The organism is Paenibacillus oryziterrae (assembly GCF_042610485.1).
Classification (GTDB): Bacteria; Bacillota; Bacilli; order Paenibacillales; family Paenibacillaceae; genus Paenibacillus_AQ.
In genome coordinates this window covers 293,285-315,379 of the sequence record NZ_JBGJZO010000003.1, presented here as the reverse complement: position 1 = coordinate 315,379, position 22,095 = coordinate 293,285, and the positions used below count along the sequence as shown (strand labels likewise).

Sequence of the window (22,095 nt, the reverse complement as noted above, 5' to 3'; positions counted from 1 at the left end):
TATTTTTTTAATCAAAAATGCCAACGGATTCTACCGTTGGCGTCATTAACCTTTTTATATTCTCTCATCTCTGATCGCATCAATAATGTTGTCCTTCTTGATCATGCTCCCGGTAATCCGGTAAGCCAGCCATACTCCTCCCACACTGAAGGACAGGGCAGAAAGCAGGTATCCCCACGGCGCATGAACCAGGAAGGAACCCCAGTTCACACTGTTTGAACTTCGTAGAATGAACGTGCAGGTTACAATCAGCAGTGGCAAGGACAGGAGCATCGGGATGAATCCGAACATTAGGCTCTCAAGCAGCAACAGCCGGCTCAACCCTTTTGGCGACAAGCCCGCACTCCGCAGGATTGCAAATTCTCTTCTCCGTACCTGCAGATTACCGGTCACCGCAGAGAAGGCACCCGATATACCGACCACACCCAGAAATACCACAAAACCTCCGATCAGCAGTTCAATGGAAGCCATTAATCTGGCATAAGAAGCCTCACGCTCAATCAGGGAGACACTGCTCCAGTCCTCTTGAGGCAGATACTTGCCAAGTATAGTCTCAGCTTGTTCCTGTGCTGCTGCCAATTCCTTGCGGGGAATATCCGCTTTGTAGTTCACACTCAGGTATTCCAGGCCCCTCTGCGGGTTCAAATTCTGCACAATATCCATGTACGCTCCCATAGGTACGATAACAACCAGATCAAAAGGAAAGAAATACTGATCCAGCACCGGATATTGGCGTGTAAGCGCCCCAACCTTGAGGCCGTAACTCCCAAGCTCCTGTGCCTCCATCCCAGCTCTTTCATTTACAGACAAGGTATCGCCAGGTGTCAGCTTAAGATAATCGGCAGCGGGAATCGGATGCTTATCCAATAAGGCCGTGTTGTTACCCGTCGTATAATTAACGATAATAGCCGCATGCTCAGTAGGACCCTTGAACAGGGTCGGATCAATGCCAGTCATCTTGCAGTAGTCTTCAAAAGATGCAGCATCAAAGCCTATCAGGTCAACAAATACCTGTGTCTGCCCACCCTCCCGCGACAGATTGGTCCACCCGTTAAAATCCTCTTCCCGAAATCCCCCGAGTGCCTGAAAGTCCGAATGAAGCTTGCCGGGATCCCACAAAAGCGTGTGATAGGATTCCCGGTACATCACTTGTTTGCGTATACCTGGAATTGCAGCTAATTCCTCTATCATCCCCGAATCGGGTTCATCAACAATATTAGCCGAAATATTCAGTGTATAGGCCTTATTAGAGAGCGTTTGCTTCTGATCCAGCATCCAGATCGACGCAAAAGACTGGAAGCCGATGATCAAAGCAATAAACAAAGTCAGTGAGAGCATGGTTGTCCGGTAAGCCCGCCTACCCGCTGACAAAGCGTTCCAAGCCAGTTCGCCTTCAATTCCGAACCATTTGTATCCCCCTCTTCGGCTGCGCGGCTTCGGTAATTTCCGTTCAACCGGCGTGTTTCTCACAGCCTCGATGGGAAGCATTTTACTTAGTCTTCTAGAAGGCCCCCACGCGGATATCAGAACTGTGAGAAAGGCGGCAACCAAGGACAGGAGCACGATTTTCCAGGAAAAATGGACACGAAGCGGTACATCCAGATCATGCTGAAGCAGGGAGGAGGTACCACGGATTACCATTGCCATGCCGCCATAGCCAAACAGGATACCGGCCGGCACTGCACATGAGGCTAATATCCAAGCTTCGTAACGGATTATATGAGAAATCTGCTTAGGTGTCGCCCCGATGCTCTTCAAAATCCCTAAATGCCTGATCCGGCTGGCCGAAGTTACGCTAAAAGCATTATAGATCAGCACAACAAATACAAGCGCTACTAATCCAAGCGATAACAGAAGCGGAAGCGTATATCCAGGCAGCCCGACGGATACTCCATCCGGATCATTAAGACCATACAATTTCAGCAGGGCGGTGTTATAAACGATATCAACCCGTCCGCTTTCATTTGGCTTAAGCCCAATGTTCTTGGCAAGCTGCGGAAACACTTCATAAGCATTGCGGATATCGCTGAGTTTTGCTGACACATTATACTCCTCATTTGGGAGCGGTGATTCCATATCCAGATACCCGTATGCGTAATACGCTGGATATGCCGATGGTGAAGTCTGGTTCAATGAGCCTGTAATGGTCATAATGGATGGTTCGCCTGAAGCCTGAAAAATCTCACCACTCAATACAGGAGCGTCTCCGGCAACGATCTTCCCGTTCAGCAGCCGCTTTCCCGCGGGAAGCGTTAATTGGTCACCGATGTGTATGTCCGGGTTCTCTTTAAAAAATAATTGCGAGAGTACAATTTCTCCTTTTTTATCTGGCAGTCTGCCCTCTAGCAGTCTTTTGTGTATAGAAGGACTTTCCAATGAATTAGTGTTAAGCCCAACCAGATGAATATAAGGCCGTTTGGTTCCTGTCAGTTGAAGAAACTGGCTTTGTGTTTCTATGTATATGGCTTCTACCTGCGGGTTCTGTTCAATATATTTCAGCGCATTCTTCTGAACCGGTTCACGAAAGTGTCCCTGCCATTCTCCGGCCTGTGCCTTAACCTGGTCCACCTCGTTCAACCACTGCGAATGGACGAACACACCTGTGGCACTAATCAGCATGGAAGCTATTAATATAGCCGTGAACAAAAAGATGCTGTTCTTTCTGTTCTCCCTCAAGTGTGAAAGAGCATATTCATGAAGGATCTTCATGAGCGTACCGCCTTGTCGGAAACGATACGGCCATCCTCGATCGTAAGAATCCGGTCGGCTTCGAGGGCAATTTTCTCATTATGCGTAATGACCAGCACCGTCTGATGAAATCTTTTATTAGACAGCTTGAGCAGTTCAATGGTCTCCTCCGTATTGCGTCTATCCAAATTTCCCGTAGGCTCGTCCGCAAGAATAATCGCCGGACGGTATATTAGGGAACGGGCAATGGCTACCCTCTGCTGTTGTCCTCCGGAAAGCTGACCGGGCAGATGGTTAAGCCGTTCCTCCAAACCAAGTGTCTTAATAATTTCTGTAAACTGCTGTTCATCCGGAACTCTGCCATCCAGCAGCAGGGGCAGTACAATGTTCTTCCTGACATTTAAGGTTGGGATTAAATTGTAGAACTGATAGATTAACCCCACCTTCCTCCGCCGAAAAACCGCAAGCTGCTCCTCTTTCAGACTGGCAATATCGATGTCTTCAATCCGGATGCTTCCATTCGTTGGACGGTCTACACCACCAAGCATATGAAGCAGTGTGGATTTGCCTGAACCGGATGACCCTACGATGGCTACGAACTCGCCCTTTTGCACCGTTAGATTTACTTCGTCCAGGGCAGTTACTGCAGCAGGACCTGTACCGTAGATCTTGGTTAATTGTTCACAACGTAATATTTCCATCTAAGTTGAACCTCCTTTATGCCGCCACTTTACCACTCCAAAATGACATTCTGGTGACAGCATACGTTCAGCGAGCGTATATCTTCACAGTAAAACTGGCCCCACCTTCCGGGCGGTTCGCCGCACGAATTTGACCATTCTGCTTCTCCATAATGGATTTCGCGAATGCGAGCCCGATTCCAACACTGTCTTTACGTGTATTTTTACCCCTGAAGAACCGCTCAAATAACCGGGGAATATCCTCCGGATTTAGTCCTTCTCCATTATCCTCCACAACAATTTTTGTATAGAGCGGATTTTGCTCAAAAGACAATGTGACACTCCCTCCGGCAGGTGTATGCTCAGAACAGTTCTTGATCAGGTTCCGTATCGCCTCCGCACTCCAACGGGGATCACCAATGAAAGTGACAACGGGCTCACCCTGAACACTAAGTGTTTGTCTCCTTTCCGTAATAATATCCTTAAGTGGCTCCACGGCTTCCGCCAGCATCTCCTGTACATCCACTGTATCCTTCCGCAGTTCCAGGATTCCCGCATCCAATTTCGATAACATTAGCAAAGCCGCGATCAAGTGTTCGAAATGCTGCAGGCGGCTTTGAATTCTCTCTACATAAATGGCATCCTCGGGAACTCCTTGTCTGCTTTCGGCGAGAAGCTCCGTCATCATTGAGATAGAGGTGAGAGGGGTTTTGAGCTGATGAGCGATATCGGCTAAATTATCTGCCAAGGACTGCCGTGCATGCAGCGCAGATTCCCGAGTCTGCCGTAGCTCGACTACTGTTTTGTGAAGCTCATCCTCCAGCAGGGACAAGGCATCCTCAGCCGCTTGAGGCAATACACTCTCTTTGCCAAGATTGATGGCGCCCAGATAGCCGGTCAGTCCGTCAATTCTCTGCTTCTGCCTCCTGTGCAGCCCTAAAAACACGGTAGCGACCAGCGCAAATAACACCACCCACACCGTGATACTAGCGGCCATAATAGAAGTGGTGTCCTTCCCGTAGGAATCAGTAGTGTATCCATATCTGTTAAGTAATGCAGAGCCTGAGTTCATGTCATTAGCGTCCGAGCTATGTAGACCTTGAATCAAGATGGCTTCCATGTCCGGATGTTTATTATAGATAGCACCAATCAGTTTGGCATATTCGTTATGGCTTGTCCGGTTAACCGACAGGGATATAAGCGTGCCCATGAATATACCGGCAGCCAGAGCGGCTGCAAAACCCAAAATCAATACCTGAAATAGCCTTCTGTCATACATCCCTATCCTCCGCCCGATAACCGATCCCGCGGATCGTCTGGATAATTCCGGTGTTGCCGAGCTTCTCCCGCAATCTTTTCATGGTTACTGTAAGTGTATTGTCATTCACGAAGGCCGCGTCGATATCCCAAAGCCTTTCCAGCAGCACCCTGCGGGTCAAAGTCTGGTTCTTATGCTCCAGCAGCATCAGCAGCAGCCGGTATTCACCTGCCGTAAGCTGCACCTCCTGCCCGGCGACCCAAACCTGTGTCCGGTTTCTGTCCAGAACAAGATCACCGCAGGCAAGGGTGTTCGCGGTATTCGTACTCCCCGCCCGGCGAAGTACGGCATTAATCCGCGAGTATAATACGCTGAGCTGAAACGGCTTAACGATGTAATCATCAGCACCACTGTCCAGCCCCTGTACGATATCCGCTTCATCATCCCGTACTGTAAGGAATATTACGGGCACACTTGATTTGCTCTTGATGTAGGAGCAGAGCTCGTAACCCGTGCCATCCGGCAGATTCCAATCCAGAAGAATCATATCAAATGTTTCCGATAGTAGAATCCTTTGGGCCTCCTCCACCCGATCGATACAGGTCACGCTGAAATCCTTTTTGTGCATGTATGACTGTATCCCGAATGTGATAGTTTCATCATCTTCCACTACTAAAAGACTACCCATTTATAATTCGCCGCCTGTTTATCGTTTATATAATTCTCAATAGCATGGAAATATTATTATTTATAGAAATTCAGCTTTAATTAACGGCAGTCCCATAAATGCGGCATAACGTTCCGCCTGTTGCAGAACCTCCGCCCGGATGCGTCCAATGTCCTGAAATGGGGAGAATGTGATCTCCACCCCTTTTTTCTTTATGGTTCTTCTCCATGTACCGATAACTTGGCCGCCTGCTACCACAGTAGGCAGAAAGATTCCATTGTTACCAGGTACGATCAGCGGAGCGTACTGTGGTTCAAGTACAGCACTCCTGTCCTTATATCCTAATATAAATTCATCAAATCCGGCGAGGAGGTAGACGTCTTCATCATGAGGCACATCTACAGAAGTATTCGGCATCCAATATTCCAGGCCATCGAGCAGCTCGGAGACCAGCTCTCCTTTGAACATATCCAATCCGTTTCTGGCATCGCCAAGAGTTAAACCACCCCACCAGGCAAAATCCTGAACGGTCGCTGGTCCATGCGAAGTGAAATATCTGCGGGCCAGCTCTGACAAAGATTCTTCAAAGGATAAATCGCGGGAATCCGGCACCCACTCGTCCAGCAAAACAAACGTCTGCTGCTTACCGCTCACCGGCCCGAAGCAAATCAAGCCGTGATAGGCGCTGGTCCACAGGATATGATATCCTCGTTGACCCGATGTGCTGATTCCCGATTGTTCGAGTAATTCCATCAGCGCAGGACGTGTGATCACCTTATGCCCTTTCAAAGCATCATAAATAATCCTCCTGCACTTCTCTAATGTTCTTTCATCAAGCTCCAGCTGTTCCAGCCTGGTCTTGGCACTCCGCAGGACACGCGGCGCCGCAAGTCGCAGCATCCATTCCACATCCTCTGAAGGTACCATATGAATAGTCCCCCGCTGAACCCAGGTCAGCAGAAGCTGCCGCTCAGCGATAGCTCGCTCTATGTCCGCCACGTTACCGGAAGACAGGCGGGAGCCAAGTGCCCAGAGTGACTGCATATAGTCCTGTGCCTGGAGCGCACCCAATCTTTGTACCACCTGCCCGGGGGCCTCGGTTTCAGCGCCGGCAATGCACAGGTTATGCAGGCGTCTGAACCCCATCAAATTGCTCTTCACTCTGCAGCACCTCCACCAAATTTCGATCACAGTTGTTATAACTCTCCGTTGTAATTTCAACATCTAAGCTCGTTTTTCCTACCGAACAACAAAACGGACTCCTCACGCGCATGCATGCATCGAAGGAGTCCGTTCTATTGCGGTATATATTGTCACTCTTTTTGTTCATATAAATCTGTATATGGAAGTGTTTTGTTCCTCCAAGCCTCAGACACATCACTCAATTCCGGGGTATACACGGCCTGCAAATATGCCGACACATGATTGACCTGATCTTCTACCAGGATTTCTTTAACATCCGAAGACTTGGCGGGAACCCGGCTATCCGCGGACCTCTGGAACAAAGAAATCGGCAGCAGCATCTCCGGGCTCTTCCTGTAACTGCAGCGGGAGGGAAACCTTGGGGAGCTGCCAGAGTCGTATTTCGACAACTTCACTGAATCGAAATGATCATAGATCAGGGAGCTGGCATCCATAGCCAATACGGCAAAATGCTCCTCCGGTTCTCTTCTGCCGTAAGTGTCCATCATCTTCCGGCAGTCTTTTAGTGTGGGCCAAAAAAAGATATGCCGGTCCAGACAAGCGCGGAACTGCTCCACTGTAGTCCCAGCATCTATCATGCTGTCTGCTATTCGCAAGTGGGAGTTAATAGTGACCGGGTAACCCCGGTACACAGTAGTTTCCGCTTTCAGCCTGCGCTCACCCGCAGATCCGGTCTTTATGCCTACACTTGAGTACAAGGTATTTAGTGCTGAAATGGCCTGGAGATTCCTTGCCCTGGTGAAATGGTAGAGTACGCTCCGGTTTCTTCCTTTAGTGACGGCAGCTATGATGTCATCTTTCATATTTAAGCTCCATGAAGTTAGGTTGTCTCTCGAAAATATTCCTCAGTTTCAGCCGGGACTGCGCATTATTTCTCAGCGGCTTTAATTTCTGCCATAAAATGCCTAATAATTTGAAGATTCGTTCAACGTCCTGAATACTGTTGTTTTCATTCATAACTCTTCCCTTCATTTTAATAATAACCGAACAATCGTTTAATGTATACGAACAAGAAAGGACGCCTTATACCCTTATGGCATCCCAACTCATTTCAATGATTTGTCGTACGTGCTCCTCATTCGCTTCAAACTGCCCCTTGAAATGGGCTTTGGCCAGTTGGGTAACTGGAATATAGCAGTAAGTCAGCAGATAAACAGGCTCCAGAGTCTTCAGTTCTCCTCGCTCTTGTCCCTTCCGGATTAAAGCATGCAGCGGCATGAACATCGTCATGGTATCCTCCAGACATAACTTATCAATCAGGGGCGAGGTAGAGAATTGCTCCAGGAACATGAAGTAGTCCTTATTCTCCAGAATGAACTGCAGCGAGTTCCTCATGAATTTCTCGCACACTTCCCGTGCAGGCATGGAATCATCAATCTTATATATCATCTGACGGCTCATCTTATCTTTGACCCTGACATAGAGCTTGGCGAGCATATCCTCCTTGTTCTCAAAATAAACATAGATCGTCGCTGAAGATACGCCGGCTCTCTTCGCGATCTTGGACATTGAAATTTCGGAGAATCCGATCTCATTCAACAGCCCAATAGTAGCTTCAAAAATCGCTTCGTTTTTGTTATCATCTTTACGTCTCATGAGCCTATAATAAACGATCGTTTAATTAATGTCAATTTGCAATTTTCCGTTTTTCTTGCTTTGCCGCTGATGTTTTATTAAAGTAACTATACCACTGAAATTCGAGTGAACAGGTTAAAATCCACAGAAAAGGAGTTTACATTATGGAAATCTCTTCATTTCTGCTGCCCAAGGATCAAGTCGCCTTTGTTACCTCGTCATTCTCTATGCTAGAAGCGATGAATCAGTTGGAGCAACACCACTACACAGCAATCCCCATTATAGACCCCGAAGGTAAATATACCGGTACACTGTCCGAAGGCGACCTGCTGTGGATGCTAAAAAATACACCCGGATTAAACTTTAGCAACATGGCGGATATTCCTGTCAGTGAAATTGCAAGGCATGTCCATAATGAGAGCGTCTTCATAAATGCTCAAATGGAGGATATGCTGACACTTGCAGCAGATCAGAATTTTGTTCCTGTCATCGATAGTGCTGGGTTATTCTTAGGCATTATTCGACGCAAGGATATCATCGAATATTATACGAGAAATATAACGGATTAAACGTTGAAAGGCGGTTAACGGTTCATGCTCTATATCATCAAATTTATATACGGCTTTCTCCTGCCCCCCGGACTATTCGTGCTGCTGCTTGTGGCATTATCCTTGTGGTTATGGAAAAGGCAACGTAGAACCGCCCTTATGCTACTAGGAGTAACAGCCCTTTTATTCCTACTCTCCACAGGCTGGATCGGCGGAGTGCTGATCAGCAGACTGGAACAACAATATCCCCAGCCAGATACTCTGAAAGGGGATATTATCGTTGTATTAGGTGGCGGAGCCACACTCGGTACACCCGATATCAATGGTGAAGGCAACCTGTTCGGATCAGCGGCCAATCGTCTGCTGGCAGCAGCCAGACTCAACCGGACTTCAGATTTGCCCGTTCTGTTCTCCGGAGGCACAGTCTTCCCGGACAGCGGTAACGAAGCAGACATCGCGAAGCGCCAGCTGCTAGCATTAGGAATGCCTGAGAAGGCCATCATTGCTGAGAACCGTTCACTGAATACAGAGCAAAATGCCCGCTACACGTCAGAAATCCTCAGATCCCGGGGGTACTCCTCTGTGGTTCTGGTAACCTCTGCTTTTCACCTGCCGCGGGCGGTACTAGAATTTCGCAAAGTAGGAGTCAACGTACAACCTTATCCAGTCGATTATTTGACTGGCTCTACCGGCAAACTTTATCCTTCGAGCCTCTCTCCTTCTGCAGGGGGTCTGTCCTTAACAAGCCTCGCTCTGAAAGAATACCTTGGAATCCTTGCCTTGAAGCTAAGAGATCATTAATTACAGGATTTCAAACACACGATGCAATCTGGTCATTTCAAATACCTTCATTACATTAGCGCTTAGTGACTTCAGCTTGAGGTTGCCTCCAACCTCAAGACACTTTTTATAGGTACTGACAATAACCCCAAGACCAGTGCTGTCAATAAATTGGCAAGTACTGAAATCGAGTACCAGATGGACCGGTTCACCGCTTTTGCCGTTGAAATACACCAGAACACTTTCTCTAAAACGTGCCGCTTCGTCCACAGCAAAAATTTCCGGCATTATGATAATTGATTCACCCACGGTTATCACCTCTAATAATAAAATTCTCTACTGATGTTTCTAACTCATTAGCCATTGCACTAACTTCCTGTGCTGATGCAGCGAAATGGTTGACCGTGGCTGCTTGCTCCTCAACCGCACTGGACACATTTTCGCTATTGGCTGCTGCAATTTCCGAGGTCGTACCCATGTTATCAATGAGTTTGACAATCTGATCTGAAGTAGCTACCTCATCCTTGGTAATCTCCAGAATCTCCTGTACATTGTTTGCGATCATTTCCGCGGATTCGATAATGTGAATAAAAGCATGGTCTGTTTCTTGTACAACTTTTACTCCTTCATTAACGGCTTCAGAAGCACCCTGCATGGAGATAACTGCCATTTCAATTTTGGAGACCATATTCTGAACCAGCTCGGTTATTTCATCCGCACGGCGATGGGACTGATCGGCCAGCTTTCTGACTTCCCCGGCCACTACACTGAACCCCCGGCCCTCTTCACCGGCTCTTGCTGCTTCAATAGCAGCGTTCAGGGCCAGAAGATTGGTCTGACCTGCCAAATCGTTAATTGTTGCGACAATCGTGGAGACTTTACCGGACATCTCGTTGATGGATTGCAGAATACTGCCGGTCTCCCTGGTACTGCTGCTGATGGTATCCATGGCTTCCACCGTATTTATTATTTTCGCTCTACCCGACTGGGCAGCCTGATGGCTTATATTCGCGTTGTTTGCGGTAGCCGCCGCTTTATTCTGGGCAAGCTGAACCAGACTGGATAGCTGCACAAGCACTTGGGACGCATTCAATACAGACATATTATTATTCTCCGCGCCTGCTGCGATTTCATGGGTACTTGAGCTGATCTCCTCAATAGAGGCACTGATTTCTTCTGAAGATGCTGCCATTTCCTCCGACATAGCCACTAAAAGCACCGAATTCGAGCGGATTTTCTCAATGACATCTCCTTGCTTAACAATCATTGTATTAAAGGAATCACTTAATTCCCTAAGCTCATCACGGGATTTAATGGAGGTATGCACGGTCAGATCGCCATCTCCGGCCAAAGCCATAGCTTTTCTCAGCTTCTGGATTGGATTGATAATATTTTTGGAGGTAAAGAAATAGGCAACCACAAGAGCAGCAACAATGAATAAGGCTGTGATCCATATGGTTTTATTACGTATATTGATTGCGGGTGCCATATAATCGTTATAGTTCACAGTTGTGGCAACTACCCAATTACCCGCTGGCTGGAAAGACATAAATTTATAGGTACCTTCGTAGGTGTAGAATCCGTGCGACGTTTCTCCCGCTTTCATCTTCTGCACGTATGCATTTAACTGTTGATTGCTGTTGCCGTCAATGTTTTCTTTTAGAATCTTCTCTTTAACCGGATGATAAACGATCAGCCCTGTACGGTCGATCATATAGGCATATCCTGTCTCGCCAACCTTTACTTCAGCGGCAGCCTTTGCAATGGAATCAAAAATAAGGGTCCCAATCAAAACTCCCCTGGTGTTCCCGTCGATGATTAACGGCTGGGCCACAGCTACGACCTGCTTGCCGGAATCCTTCGAAGTAATCACCCCGCTGACAGCTTCAGTACCTTTTACCGCCGTCTGAAAATACTCCCGATCCTTCACATTAAGAGACGGGGACTCCGAGTTATTCATCAACAGCGCTTGTCCATCCATATTGACAATCAGAAGAGTCTCAAATGTGCCCGCATTGTCTTTTTGAAAGCTGGCTATATAGTCGAACGCACTTTTTTTCAATTGAGTGTCTGCCGGATTCTCAGAAAATCGGGTCAGAACATTATCTTTACTGGCGATCTGAAGATAATGACTGGCTGATTCCAGCGCGGAGTCAATTGAACTGGCAGCAGAAGCAGTAGTATCCTGCAGCTGTTGTTCAATCGTCTCCTGTAGCGCATCTGATGCTGAACGATAGGAGAGTACTCCCGTAATCGTTAATGGAATGCTGATGATCATTAATAAAAGCAGACTTATCTTCACCCTAAGACTAAACTTCACACGTATTCCTCCTGTTATTCCCGTAACTGCAACTTTCATGGATCTCATTATTGTAGACTGGTTAGGTTCTTTTCAATATATATGACGTTACGGATCATATGTACACGGTCTGAGAAACACCGGATCAAAAATAATCCTCTACCGGTTTCCTGAAGCAAGTCATCATCGTTGACTTCACTGGGGATCTTCTTATCTCCTAGACCCTCACCGCAATCCTCAACCTGCAGTTGCAAGTGACTTCCGTACCGCGAATACCGGATCGATATCGGTTTGCTTCTATCAGACAGATTTCCATGATAATAAGCATTCATTACTGCTTCTACCAATATCAATTTGACATCAAACGCCACGTCTTCAATATGGAGCTCCCGGATAATTCCGTCGATGATGCCCTGATGATTCTCCAGCCCGCAAAAGCTCACTTCCTTCTCTAAAGATTCCATTTCCCCCTCCTCCCCGATATTCAACCGCTGGATTTTATGATTTTGCATACATCTTCTACTTTTTCTGATTATATCATTATGATTAGTAAAGGAGATGTGAGGTTCGACATAAAAATACATTAATCACCAATGATTTCTTTCATGTTTATACCAGAAACAGAGATTCTGCCGATACGGGAAAACGAAAAGTGAATATAGCACCGCCATGTTTGTCGTTTTTTGCCGAAATTCGGCCGCCACAACGTTCGACAATTGCCCGTGATATTGCTAGCCCTAGTCCGGTATCCCCATCTTTTCCCTTTACAAAACGATGAAACAGATAAGGCAGCACATCCTCCGGTATTCCCGTTCCATCATCCGAAATCGTGATTTCCACACATTCGTTGCTTATCCCGGCATGAATATGAATCCGTGTCTTCGCATATCTGGCCGCATTCATCACAACGTTAAGAAATGCCTGCAGCAGCTTATCCTGGTCCGCACGGATTGCAAGACTCTCATCCTCGTTTTGATTAAATTCAACTTCCAGAGACAATCCTTTCTTAACCAGCAGCGGGTTAACCCGTTCAATACTCTCCTGCAATATCTCCTCTACACTCACCACTGCCGGACGGAAAATATCCTCTTCACTGTCCAGCTTGGCGAGCAGTGTCATCTCCGTCACGATGTTCTTAAGTCTTCTGCTCTCACCGAGGATTATATCCAGCCCCTTGCGTATATTCTCACCTTCAAATACACCGTCGCGGATGCCTTCAGCATAACCCGATATCGACATCAAAGGTGTCTTCAGCTCATGGGAGGCATTCTGAAAAAACTGCTTCTGCGCGTGGCTGTACCGCTCCGTTTCACGGGCAAGCTCGTACACAGCTTCAGCTACGGAGCCGATCTCTCCACCCGCTTTTATCAATTGCACCTCTGAATATTGGCGGCTCTTCAGCTTCTTCAGTTCTTCCTTCAAGGACATTAAAGGCCGGATTAACTTCCTTGTAATTAACAGGCTAAGCAGGACCATCAGCACGCCTCCGAAGCATATGACCAGGAGCAACCGTTTCAACAGTTCCTGTTCAATCTCTCTTATTCTGCTTACGGGAGAGATCAGTGTTAGGGTCCCCTGGGGAATGGTATTCACAGCGACAAGGTAACGGTTGTCCTTACCCGCCCAAAGATTCTTCAAGCTCTCAGATGCGAGCTGTGTCTTGACCGCTTGACCTTCTACATCCAGCGGCAGAACCGTAGCACTCACACCTGTAACAGAGGGCATTACACCAGACAAAACTTCACCGGATGGGTTAGTAACGATAGCTTCGATGCTTGTTAGCGGGGCAGCAATGGCTGCCGGAGATAACGCAGTTGTTGTTCCTGCAGCAGCTGTAAAAGTACTGACACTTAAGGCCGATAAATCCAGCCCGGTGCTTTCAGTTAACTTAGCCTGCATTGCCGAACCGATGGACTGCATCTGCGCCTGTTCGGTTCCCATGAAATGATCCAGCAGCACATAGTGGATAATAACGGCGGAAACAGCCAGAACAAAGATAAGCACAATGGCAAATGCCAGATTGATCTGATGCACAAGTTTCATTTCAACGTCTCCTCCCCATCGGTTCTCAGGCGGTACCCATGTCCCCATACAGCCTCAATAGGCAGATTGTCCATTTTTTTACGGATACGTTTAATAAGATGATCCACAGCGCGGTCGCTTCCGTAATAATCTTCACCCCAAACCATTGTAAGCAGTTCGTCCCTGGTAAAGGCCCGGTTCGGATGTTCGGCAAGCACTTTTAGCAGATCATATTCCTTCAGGGTAAGCTCACGCTCTTCCCCGTACCAATACACCCGTCTTTCCTCTAGCATGAACAGCAACCGTCCGATTTCGAGTTTGGATGGACCTTCTGGTTGGGTTACCACTTCCGTAGAGCCCGTCAGCTTATACCATCTCTGCAATTGACGCTTCACGCGTGCTACCAGCTCACGCGGACTGAAAGGCTTGACCAGGTAATCGTCACTGCCCAGCTCCAGACCAAGTATTTTATCGACCTCACTGTCTCTGGCGGAGATCATGATGATCGGAACTTCCGCTTCCTTACGTATCCGTCTGCATAATTCATACCCGTCCATGCCGGGCAACATCAAATCCAGCACCCACATATCCGGAGGTGATGTCTTCCAAAGCTCCCACGCCTCCTCGGCATTATCGAGTCCGATCGTGCGATAATTCTCTTTATGTAAATAGGCTTCTACCAAATGACGTATGTTCTGATCGTCATCCACAACTGCTATGAGATAATTATTCATGAAGACTAGCCTCCTGGGTATTATTCATGACCCATTATACTAAGAGAAGCTTAGGCACAGATGAATGCCATTGTTTTTCCACACTTGGACCATGGTTCTGCCATGATTGATCGATAAAGTGAGACAGGTAAGACAAATCAACCCGCCAAGGAGTGTTAATTATGAATTACAAACGCAGTTTGAGAAGTGTTGCACTGTCTGCACTATTGCTCTCCGCAGTATCCGGCTCAGTTATGGCAAGCGCAGCAGAAGACACGATTCAAGTAGACCAGACAACCATTACAGCAGTACAAGCAATTCCCGCTATTGCAACGAATCCGTTAGAGCTGGCTAAACAGTATGCACCGGAAACGGTAAAGGAATGGACCGAAGTACTTGCAAAGTTTGATAAGCTAATGGGTGCAGGTGACAACCGTTTCCTAGACATAACAATAGCTGAAGCCTCCCCCCTAACATCACTTCCGCTGCTGCCATCCGGTTCTGTTCTTACTGAGAGTGCCCAAAGGGTGACCATACCACTAAAAGGTGTCGCTCAAGCACTCCCCCTCGACGTTAAGGGGGCAATAAAAGTGGGGGGAGCTGTTAAAAGCACATTAGTTACTCGGGCCGCGGGTAAAGCGATCTCAATCGGTAAACTAGCAGAAGCTGAACTCCCAGCTATAACAGCGTCATTTGTCACACTCGCTAATACCGACCCTGTCTTGGAATCTTTCTTCAAAGTCCAATCCGACCTGATGGATGCCGTAATATCCAAGGATGCTGCTGCCATCAAGACTACGCTGGCCAATCTACTGGTGGAATATAAACAACAGATCACGAGCCTGGAAGCGAAGAAATAAGCAAGGGGTGTCCCCCAGCCTGACAACGGCTACCGGGACACCCCATATTTATGTGCTCACTTTTCAGGTTAATCATGCATCTGCTATGGATTGAAATACTGCTTCACGGTTCCGGTGCCTTCTGCGGCATTCACTTCAATTTCAGCATACGCTCCGTTAATAAATGTAATTTGAGGAGGTACATGTCCACAATCGACGTCATAAACAACCGGAATTCCCAACTCATCAGCAAGATCTTTGTACACATCCTGAGCGGTGTAGTTCTGAACCGTCTGGTTCGCGCTGCTTCTGCCGAATATAAGCCCTGTACAATGATCCAACCATCCAGCCAGTTTCATATGAACCAATGACCTGCGCAGATCAGTGGCTGACAGTTCACAATTCTCCAAAACCCACACAACCGGTTCATTGTTAATATACTTCTCCTGAAAATGCCGTACATTGCCAAACGGTGTACCGATCAAATGTCTGATCACATCGATGCATCCGCCAAGCAGACGGCCTTGTATATGTACATTTTGTTCTGAAATGACTTTCCATTTTGTTGGTTCCGTTAAGTGAAAGACACAAGAGGAAGGGTCTGAGTGTCTCCATTCCTTCTGGTACCGTGGTGATGAACGCTGAAGGATGGATTCTCCGAATGGCGTGGATAAGACCGATTCCCACATCGCAGTAGTTTCGTCAGAGTGTTCTCCCCGCACATCCATGAGATTTGTACCATGGGCAGTCGCGATGCCAGTATTTAGGGTGATTGCTAATAGCAGCACACTCGTATCCGAATATCCCATGATCCATTTGCACGCCGCATTCTTAAAATCAATGAATTCCAGAATCTCTATTAGCAATTCTCCTCCCCACGGAGGAAAAATCAAACCTATGCTGTCGTCCTGCATCATTTCATTGAATTCGGCAGCACGAATCCGCGCCGGTGCTGACTTCGCCTTGTCGTGCGTCCAGACCGTCCCGCCGCTGACCACATTATATCCCTTCGCCTTCAAGCGCGAACATGCAAGTTTCACCGAGTCATGCAGCTCTTCACTTACCCCTGAAGAGGGTGCTGTTACACCTACGGTTGTTCCTTTTTCCAAATGCGGATATCTGATCATTTCGCCACCTCCCATCTACGTTATATTACCAATTCGTGTCAAGCGATAGCAATGTCTATTTAATTAAAAAAGCATCCAAACAAAAATCGTTTGAATGCTGCTTGTATGAATCAGTCATGAAAATGAATTCCGGAAGTTACTGCCTGAACATAACCGGCACGGATAACAAAATCTCCAAAGTGTTCGCCGGAGGTACGTTCCTTGGCATATCGGTGAAGGATCGGTGCAAGTGTCGAGATAATCTCCTCTTCCCCGATATTCTCTCTATAGAGCTTGTTCAGCCGGTCTCCGGCGAAACCTGCACCCAGATACATATTGTATTTGCCGAGAGATTTACCGATAAAAGAGATCTCGCCCAGTGCCGGTCTGGCACAGCCATTCGGACAACCCGTCATGCGAATCACGATCTCCTCGTCCCGGAGTCCCGCTTCGTCTACGATCACTTCCAGCTTATCGAGCAGCGAAGGCAGGTAACGCTCGGCTTCAGCCATCGCCAGTCCGCAGGTTGGAAATGCAACGCAGGACAACGCGCTTCTGCGTAGAGCTGAATAATGTGAACCTGCCGTCAGCCCATACTGTGCTGCCAGCTCCTCGACTTTGCGTTTCTTCGTCTGGGATACATTCGCAATCGTCAGGTTCTGGTTAGGAGTCAGCCGGAAATCACCGGTATGTATCTTAGCGATTTCCTTCAAGCCTGTCATTAATGCATATCCTTCATGGTCTTTGATCCGTCCGCTCTGGATGTACAAGGTTAGATTCCATTTACCATTACTGCCCTTCACCCAGCCGTACCGGTCTCCGTTATGGTCGAAATGGTACTCCCGTGCCTGCTCGAGCGTGAAGCCCAGCCGCTCATGCAGCTCATCCTTGAACCACTCCAGACCATGACGGTCAATCGTGTACTTGAACCTGGCATTCTTGCGCACGGAGCGGTTGCCATAATCACGCTGAATCGTTACCGTCTTCTCAGCAACGTCAATCATTTGCTCCGGCGTGCAGAAACCGATAACACGGCCCAGTTGTGGATATGTACTGGTATCACCATGTGTCATCCCCATTCCGCCGCCGACAGACACGTTGAATCCGACCAGCTGTCCATTCTCTATAATTGCGATAAAGCCCAGATCCTGTGAGAAGACGTCTACATCATTGGAAGGCGGAACCGCAAGACCGATCTTAAATTTACGCGGGAGATACACAGGACCGTAAATAGGTTCTACTTCCACGCCATCCAGGCTGTCAACGACCTTCTCGCCATCCAGCCAGATTTCATGGTAAGCAGGTGTCTTCGGTGCCAGATGATCACTCACCCGCCGCGCCCATTCGTAGACCTCTGCGTGTACCTCTGATTGGTATGGATTCGGATTGCTCATCACATTACGATTAACATCGCCGCACGCTGCAAGCGTGGTCATCAGGGTATCATTAATCGTACGAATCGTTTTTTTCAAATTCCATTTCAGGACTCCGTGCATTTGAAAGGCCTGACGGGTCGTAATACGCAGCGTATCGTTTCCGTATTTATGTGCCAAATCGTCCATTACCAGCCACTGTGCAGGAGTAACGACACCCCCTGGTGCTACTACACGAAGCATGAACTGGTAAGCTGGCTCAAGCTTTGACCGCTCCCGTTCATTGCGTAAATCCCGGTCGTCCTGCATATAACTGCCATGAAATTTCAGCAGACGGTTGTCATCTTCGGGAAGACCTCCTGTTATGGGGTTGGACAAGGTCTCCACGAGTGCCCCCCGCAGGTAATTGCTCTCAATCTTTATATGTTCAACATCGCTCGGCGGCCCGCCGATGGGCTTCACCGCATTATTGTTCGCCATGGTCCATTCTCCTTCCGCTTCCAATTCGCTTTTCCTGCTATTCGACTCTAATATACGTCACGCTGGTAACGCTTCTCCCGCTGCATATTCTCCAGGTAAGCTGCTGCCTCTTCCGGGCTGATGCCGCCTTCCTGCTGGATCACGGTTACCAGAGCGGATTGGACATCGTGGGCCATCTGCTGCTTGTCACCACAAATATAGAGATGTGCGCCTTCCTGCAGCCATTGATAAAGCTCACGGCTATTCTCCAGGATGCGGTTCTGAACATAGACCTTCTCCTCCGTATCACGGGAAAAGGCTACATCCAGCTTGCTAAGCACTCCATCCTTAAGCATTCGCTGCCAGTCGGTCTGATACAGGAAATCGGTGACAAAATGACGGTCTCCGTAGAACAGCCAAGACTTACCTTGCGCTCCCTGCTCCTCCCGCTCTTCCAGGAAAGATCTGAACGGAGCTACGCCTGTTCCCGGTCCAATCATGATAATCGGAGTTTCCGGACTCGAAGGCAGCTTGAAATTCGGGTTAGGCTGGATATAGATAGGCAGCGTGTCCCCTGGCTTCAAACGATCCGCACAGTGTACAGAACATACACCGTAACGGTCACGGCCATGCGCATGATAACGGACGGCGCGGATTGTGAGGTGAACCTCATCCGGATTTGCTTTCGAACTGCTCGCTATGGAATAAAGACGGGCTGGAAGCTTTCGTAGAATCGTAACGAACTCGCGGGCGTCCGCTTTCCAAGATGAGAAATCCTGAACCAAGTCAAGCAGATCCCGACCTTTCACGTAATCCTTCAGTTCCTGCTTGCGTTCCGGTGACAGCAGGCCACTAAGTCTTTCATCTGCAGAGAATGAAGCAGCTTTCTCAAGAACCGGCTTTGATAGAATCGATATTTCATAGTGACGCAGCAGCGCCTCATACAAAGTGCCTTCATCACCATTTTTGTTCAGCGGAACGATTTCATCCGGGCTCCAACCCATCGATTCAATTAGGGCATTGACCAGCTCAGGTTGATTCTCTGGATAGATGCCAAGTGAATCCCCTGGCTCGTATTGTAAGTTGGAGCCCTCCAGTGATAACTCCAAATGGCGGGTTTCGCGATCCGAACCCCGACCATTCAAGTTCAGGTTCTCCAATACTTCGGCTCTAAACGGATGATTCCGCGTGTACACCGAACCAGAGGCTTCTGCCGCCTCTGCAGCCTCAACAACTTCAGTTGCAGCAGCTTCTGCACCGGCTTGTCCGTTTAGTTCAGTAATCACACTTTCAAACCAAGCTGCTACCGGCTCATCAAATTCTAAATCGCAATCGACACGAGGTGTCAGGCGCTTTCCGCCCAGTTCTTCCAGCCTCTTGTCGAAATCTTTGCCAGTTTGGCAGAAAAATTCATAGGAAGTATCTCCTAAAGCCAGCACAGAGAAACGCAGGTTCTCAAGCTGCGGCGCTCTTTTACTGTACAAGAACTCATGGAATGCACGGGCATTGTCCGGCGGCTCCCCTTCACCATGGGTACTCACGAGAAGCAATAGATTCGCTGTCTTCTTTAGCCCGGCTGGTTTGAAGCTGTTCATGGCCGATACCGTAACCTGAAATCCCTGTTCCGTAAGCTTGCGGGACAAGCTAGTAGCAAGACGTTGGCAATTCCCGGTCTGGGAACCGAATAATACGGTGACCTCACGGGATATGGCAGGCGGAGCTAAAGATGGAGACACTTCAGCAGTTCCTGCGGCTGCAGAGCTTGCCTGAAGCTCCGCACCGGTACGTTCTGGAGCAGCTACAGCCGGCTGCGAAGCGGCCAGGTATCCGCTGAGCCAAATCTGCTGGGTCGTGGTCAACGATGGAAGCAACGTGTTAAGGAGTTCCACCTGTTTTTCGTTAAAAGGACTGTTCGTAACGTGTAGTTGCAACAAGATCCACCTCTCCTATACCTATCTTCATGGATTCAGGCTAACATAATTCAGTGAAACGTTCAACGAATTGCTAATAGCATAAATTTTATATTAATTATAAATATATTCCAATTTGTGGGTGAAATGAGCTGAAATCATAGTATTTCACCCTGAATTAAGCCGATTCATCATTAATCCTGATAGCTTTTATTAAATAAAATGATAAGCCAAATGTCCGGAATGTGGATTTCGGGCACCGGAAGGCCACTCCACTAGTATAAGGTTCTGAATGCCAGCCGTTCTATCCGCAGCAGCAGTTCTTTCATGTGGAACGGTTTGATCACATAATCATCCGCTCCCGTCTGCAGGGCATGTACAATATCGGCCTGATTGTTTCTGCCCGTCAGCATGATAATCAGAATATTCGTCTGCGGGTAATTGTTGCGTATCCGCTCGAGAACCTCTATGCCATCAAGATCCGGCAGGACACCGTCTAGAAGAATAATGTACTTCTCATCCTTGGAATACCAGTCCGATTGCAGAAACTCAAGACCACTTCCATAGCCGCGCACACTTACCTTAGTCACATTGTTCGGCTTCCAGGAGGAGAACTCGGTAGTGATGATTTTGCGGATCAGAGCTTCGTCATCAATCACCATCACATTCAGTACGGACTCGATGATTTCCCCTGATAGGTGTTCGGTATACAGTGTCGTCCGGTTTCTTCCGGCATTCTTGCTGGCGTAAAGTGCTTGATCCGCCTCCCCTACTAGTACATCCGCCGTATCTTCCGTACTCTTGATCTGAGTGATCCCGCTGGAGAAGGTTACGTGAAAGGTCTCATTTGCCCCATAAAAATCAATGGCTGCGAACCGCTCCTGAATCCGCTGAATGACCACAAGTGCGTGATCAACACTCGTATTGGGTAGAAACAAGGCGAACTCTTCCCCGCCATAACGGCAAAATGTATCTTCAACCCGTATGGATGACCGTACTTCTTCCGAAAAGGTCTGAAGCACCTCATCACCAATCAAATGGCCAAAGGTATCATTGACTCTTTTGAAATGATCGAGATCCAGCATAGCCAAGGAAAAAATCCGTTCACTTCGTTTATAATCAGAAATAAGCTGCTTCATCATTTGATTGAAATGCTTGCGGTTATATGCTCCCGTCAGTTCATCGACAACAATTGATTTGAGCCATTCAGCCTTTAGTCTGAAACGGTTATTAATCACAATGAGGAGCAGGTCGAAATCGATTGGCTTCGGTATGAAATCCATGGCTCCCAAAGCGTATGCACGCATCTGCAGCATTTTGGAGTTTTCTTCGCTTACGATGATTACCGGTGTCCGTTCTTTTTTGGCTTTGCCGATAATTTGCGCCAGTACCTCCATCCCGCTTTTATCCGGCAGTTTGATATCAAGCAGAATCATGTCCGGTCTGCTTTCATAGAACATTGTGATGCCCCGTTCTGCTGTTAAAGCAATGCTGACATAGTAATCCTGATTCTCCAGTGATTCTTTCAGGAATGCAACCAGCTCCACGTCATCATCAATGATTAATACTTTATTTGGCTGCCGCAGCGGTCCTCTTACGCTTCTGTCACTTTCTTCATGCAGCGAGCCGGCCGGAGCACTGTGATCTTCCTTAAAAGCAGTCAGGCATGGTTTGAGGTAGTCCTCCCATTCTTCCATTGTCCACCTGCGGCTCCCGCTATCCGAGAAGAACAGCAACCTGCTCCCTGCAGCTTCCTCCACTTCTTTAAGACCGATAGTTCCGGCTGTCCCCTTCAAATTGTACAGAAAACGATAAATATCCTTCTCCTCAACAGTCTGTTGTTCTGACCATTCCTGCAGCGTATATCTGGTNAGCTTCCTCCACTTCTTTAAGACCGATAGTTCCGGCTGTCCCCTTCAAATTGTACAGAAAACGATAAATATCCTTCTCCTCAACAGTCTGTTGTTCTGACCAT

19 protein-coding genes are annotated in these 22,095 nt (G+C 47.8%); 3 read left to right on the top strand and 16 right to left on the bottom strand.

The window, feature by feature from the left end; all coding sequences use genetic code 11:
- Positions 1 to 54 precede the first annotated feature (54 nt).
- The 7 genes from ACAN55_RS06135 to ACAN55_RS06105 form a co-directional block, all read right to left on the bottom strand.
- Positions 55 to 2,709 carry an ABC transporter permease gene (locus ACAN55_RS06135; protein ID WP_379129538.1) on the bottom strand — a complete coding sequence of 885 codons (2,655 nt, stop codon included), beginning with the start codon at positions 2,707 to 2,709 and terminating at the stop codon, positions 55 to 57.
- Positions 2,706 to 3,389 (bottom strand): ABC transporter ATP-binding protein, encoded by a 684-nt coding sequence (locus ACAN55_RS06130; RefSeq protein WP_379129535.1) that lies wholly within the window; start codon positions 3,387 to 3,389, stop codon positions 2,706 to 2,708. The genes ACAN55_RS06135 and ACAN55_RS06130 overlap by 4 nt, the downstream gene beginning before the upstream one ends.
- Before the next feature lie 67 nt (positions 3,390 to 3,456).
- A complete protein-coding gene (locus ACAN55_RS06125) occupies positions 3,457 to 4,647 on the bottom strand; it encodes a sensor histidine kinase (protein ID WP_379129532.1) in 1,191 nt (396 codons plus the stop codon).
- Positions 4,640 to 5,314, bottom strand: a complete 675-nt coding sequence (locus ACAN55_RS06120; RefSeq protein WP_379129530.1) for a response regulator transcription factor — start codon at positions 5,312 to 5,314, stop codon at positions 4,640 to 4,642. The genes ACAN55_RS06125 and ACAN55_RS06120 overlap by 8 nt, the downstream gene beginning before the upstream one ends.
- Before the next feature lie 60 nt (positions 5,315 to 5,374).
- Positions 5,375 to 6,454 carry a winged helix DNA-binding domain-containing protein gene (locus tag ACAN55_RS06115; protein ID WP_379129528.1) on the bottom strand — a complete coding sequence of 360 codons (1,080 nt, stop codon included), beginning with the start codon at positions 6,452 to 6,454 and terminating at the stop codon, positions 5,375 to 5,377.
- A gap of 152 nt (positions 6,455 to 6,606) precedes the next feature.
- Positions 6,607 to 7,299, bottom strand: a complete 693-nt coding sequence (locus ACAN55_RS06110; RefSeq protein ID WP_379129525.1) for a DUF7002 family protein — start codon at positions 7,297 to 7,299, stop codon at positions 6,607 to 6,609.
- A gap of 220 nt (positions 7,300 to 7,519) precedes the next feature.
- On the bottom strand, positions 7,520 to 8,092 hold the full coding sequence (locus ACAN55_RS06105) for a TetR/AcrR family transcriptional regulator (protein WP_379129522.1): 573 nt from the start codon (positions 8,090 to 8,092) through the stop codon (positions 7,520 to 7,522).
- Positions 8,093 to 8,235: 143 nt separating this feature from the next.
- Between ACAN55_RS06105 and ACAN55_RS06100 the strand changes: the two genes are divergently transcribed.
- Positions 8,236 to 8,640 (top strand): CBS domain-containing protein, encoded by a 405-nt coding sequence (locus tag ACAN55_RS06100; protein ID WP_379129520.1) that lies wholly within the window; start codon positions 8,236 to 8,238, stop codon positions 8,638 to 8,640.
- 24 nt (positions 8,641 to 8,664) lie between these two features.
- Positions 8,665 to 9,420 (top strand): YdcF family protein, encoded by a 756-nt coding sequence (locus ACAN55_RS06095; protein ID WP_379129518.1) that lies wholly within the window; start codon positions 8,665 to 8,667, stop codon positions 9,418 to 9,420.
- On the opposite strand, the gene ACAN55_RS06090 is transcribed toward ACAN55_RS06095, so the two are convergent.
- The 5 genes from ACAN55_RS06090 to ACAN55_RS06070 form a co-directional block, all read right to left on the bottom strand.
- Complete coding sequence (locus ACAN55_RS06090; protein ID WP_379129515.1) at positions 9,421 to 9,708, bottom strand: STAS domain-containing protein; 288 nt, start codon at positions 9,706 to 9,708, stop codon at positions 9,421 to 9,423.
- Positions 9,701 to 11,719, bottom strand: a complete 2,019-nt coding sequence (locus tag ACAN55_RS06085; RefSeq protein ID WP_379129512.1) for a methyl-accepting chemotaxis protein — start codon at positions 11,717 to 11,719, stop codon at positions 9,701 to 9,703. Before ACAN55_RS06085 ends, ACAN55_RS06090 begins: the two co-directional genes overlap by 8 nt.
- 47 nt (positions 11,720 to 11,766) lie before the next feature.
- Complete coding sequence (locus tag ACAN55_RS06080) at positions 11,767 to 12,162, bottom strand: ATP-binding protein (protein WP_379129508.1); 396 nt, start codon at positions 12,160 to 12,162, stop codon at positions 11,767 to 11,769.
- A 145-nt stretch (positions 12,163 to 12,307) separates the two neighbouring features.
- The gene (locus ACAN55_RS06075) at positions 12,308 to 13,741 is read right to left on the bottom strand and encodes a sensor histidine kinase (protein WP_379129506.1); all 1,434 of its coding nucleotides are present in this window, start codon (positions 13,739 to 13,741) and stop codon (positions 12,308 to 12,310) included.
- Positions 13,738 to 14,454 (bottom strand): response regulator transcription factor, encoded by a 717-nt coding sequence (locus ACAN55_RS06070; RefSeq protein WP_379129503.1) that lies wholly within the window; start codon positions 14,452 to 14,454, stop codon positions 13,738 to 13,740. Before ACAN55_RS06070 ends, ACAN55_RS06075 begins: the two co-directional genes overlap by 4 nt.
- A gap of 161 nt (positions 14,455 to 14,615) precedes the next feature.
- On the opposite strand from ACAN55_RS06070, the gene ACAN55_RS06065 reads away from it, so the two are divergent.
- Entirely contained in the window at positions 14,616 to 15,293 is a 678-nt protein-coding gene (locus ACAN55_RS06065) for a hypothetical protein (protein WP_379129501.1), read from the top strand.
- A gap of 83 nt (positions 15,294 to 15,376) precedes the next feature.
- Here ACAN55_RS06065 and ACAN55_RS06060 read toward each other — a convergent pair whose 3' ends face one another.
- From ACAN55_RS06060 to ACAN55_RS06045, 4 genes are all read right to left on the bottom strand, one after another.
- Complete coding sequence (locus ACAN55_RS06060) at positions 15,377 to 16,399, bottom strand: S66 family peptidase (protein ID WP_379129499.1); 1,023 nt, start codon at positions 16,397 to 16,399, stop codon at positions 15,377 to 15,379.
- 110 nt (positions 16,400 to 16,509) lie between these two features.
- Positions 16,510 to 18,231: an assimilatory sulfite reductase (NADPH) hemoprotein subunit gene (gene cysI / locus ACAN55_RS06055; RefSeq protein ID WP_379129497.1), complete on the bottom strand. Its 1,722-nt coding sequence runs from the start codon at positions 18,229 to 18,231 to the stop codon at positions 16,510 to 16,512.
- Between the two features lie 47 nt (positions 18,232 to 18,278).
- Entirely contained in the window at positions 18,279 to 20,141 is a 1,863-nt protein-coding gene (locus tag ACAN55_RS06050; protein WP_379129845.1) for an assimilatory sulfite reductase (NADPH) flavoprotein subunit, read from the bottom strand.
- 254 nt (positions 20,142 to 20,395) lie between these two features.
- Positions 20,396 to 21,916 (bottom strand): GGDEF domain-containing response regulator, encoded by a 1,521-nt coding sequence (locus ACAN55_RS06045; RefSeq protein ID WP_379129495.1) that lies wholly within the window; start codon positions 21,914 to 21,916, stop codon positions 20,396 to 20,398.
- Between the last annotated feature and the right edge of the window lie 179 nt (positions 21,917 to 22,095).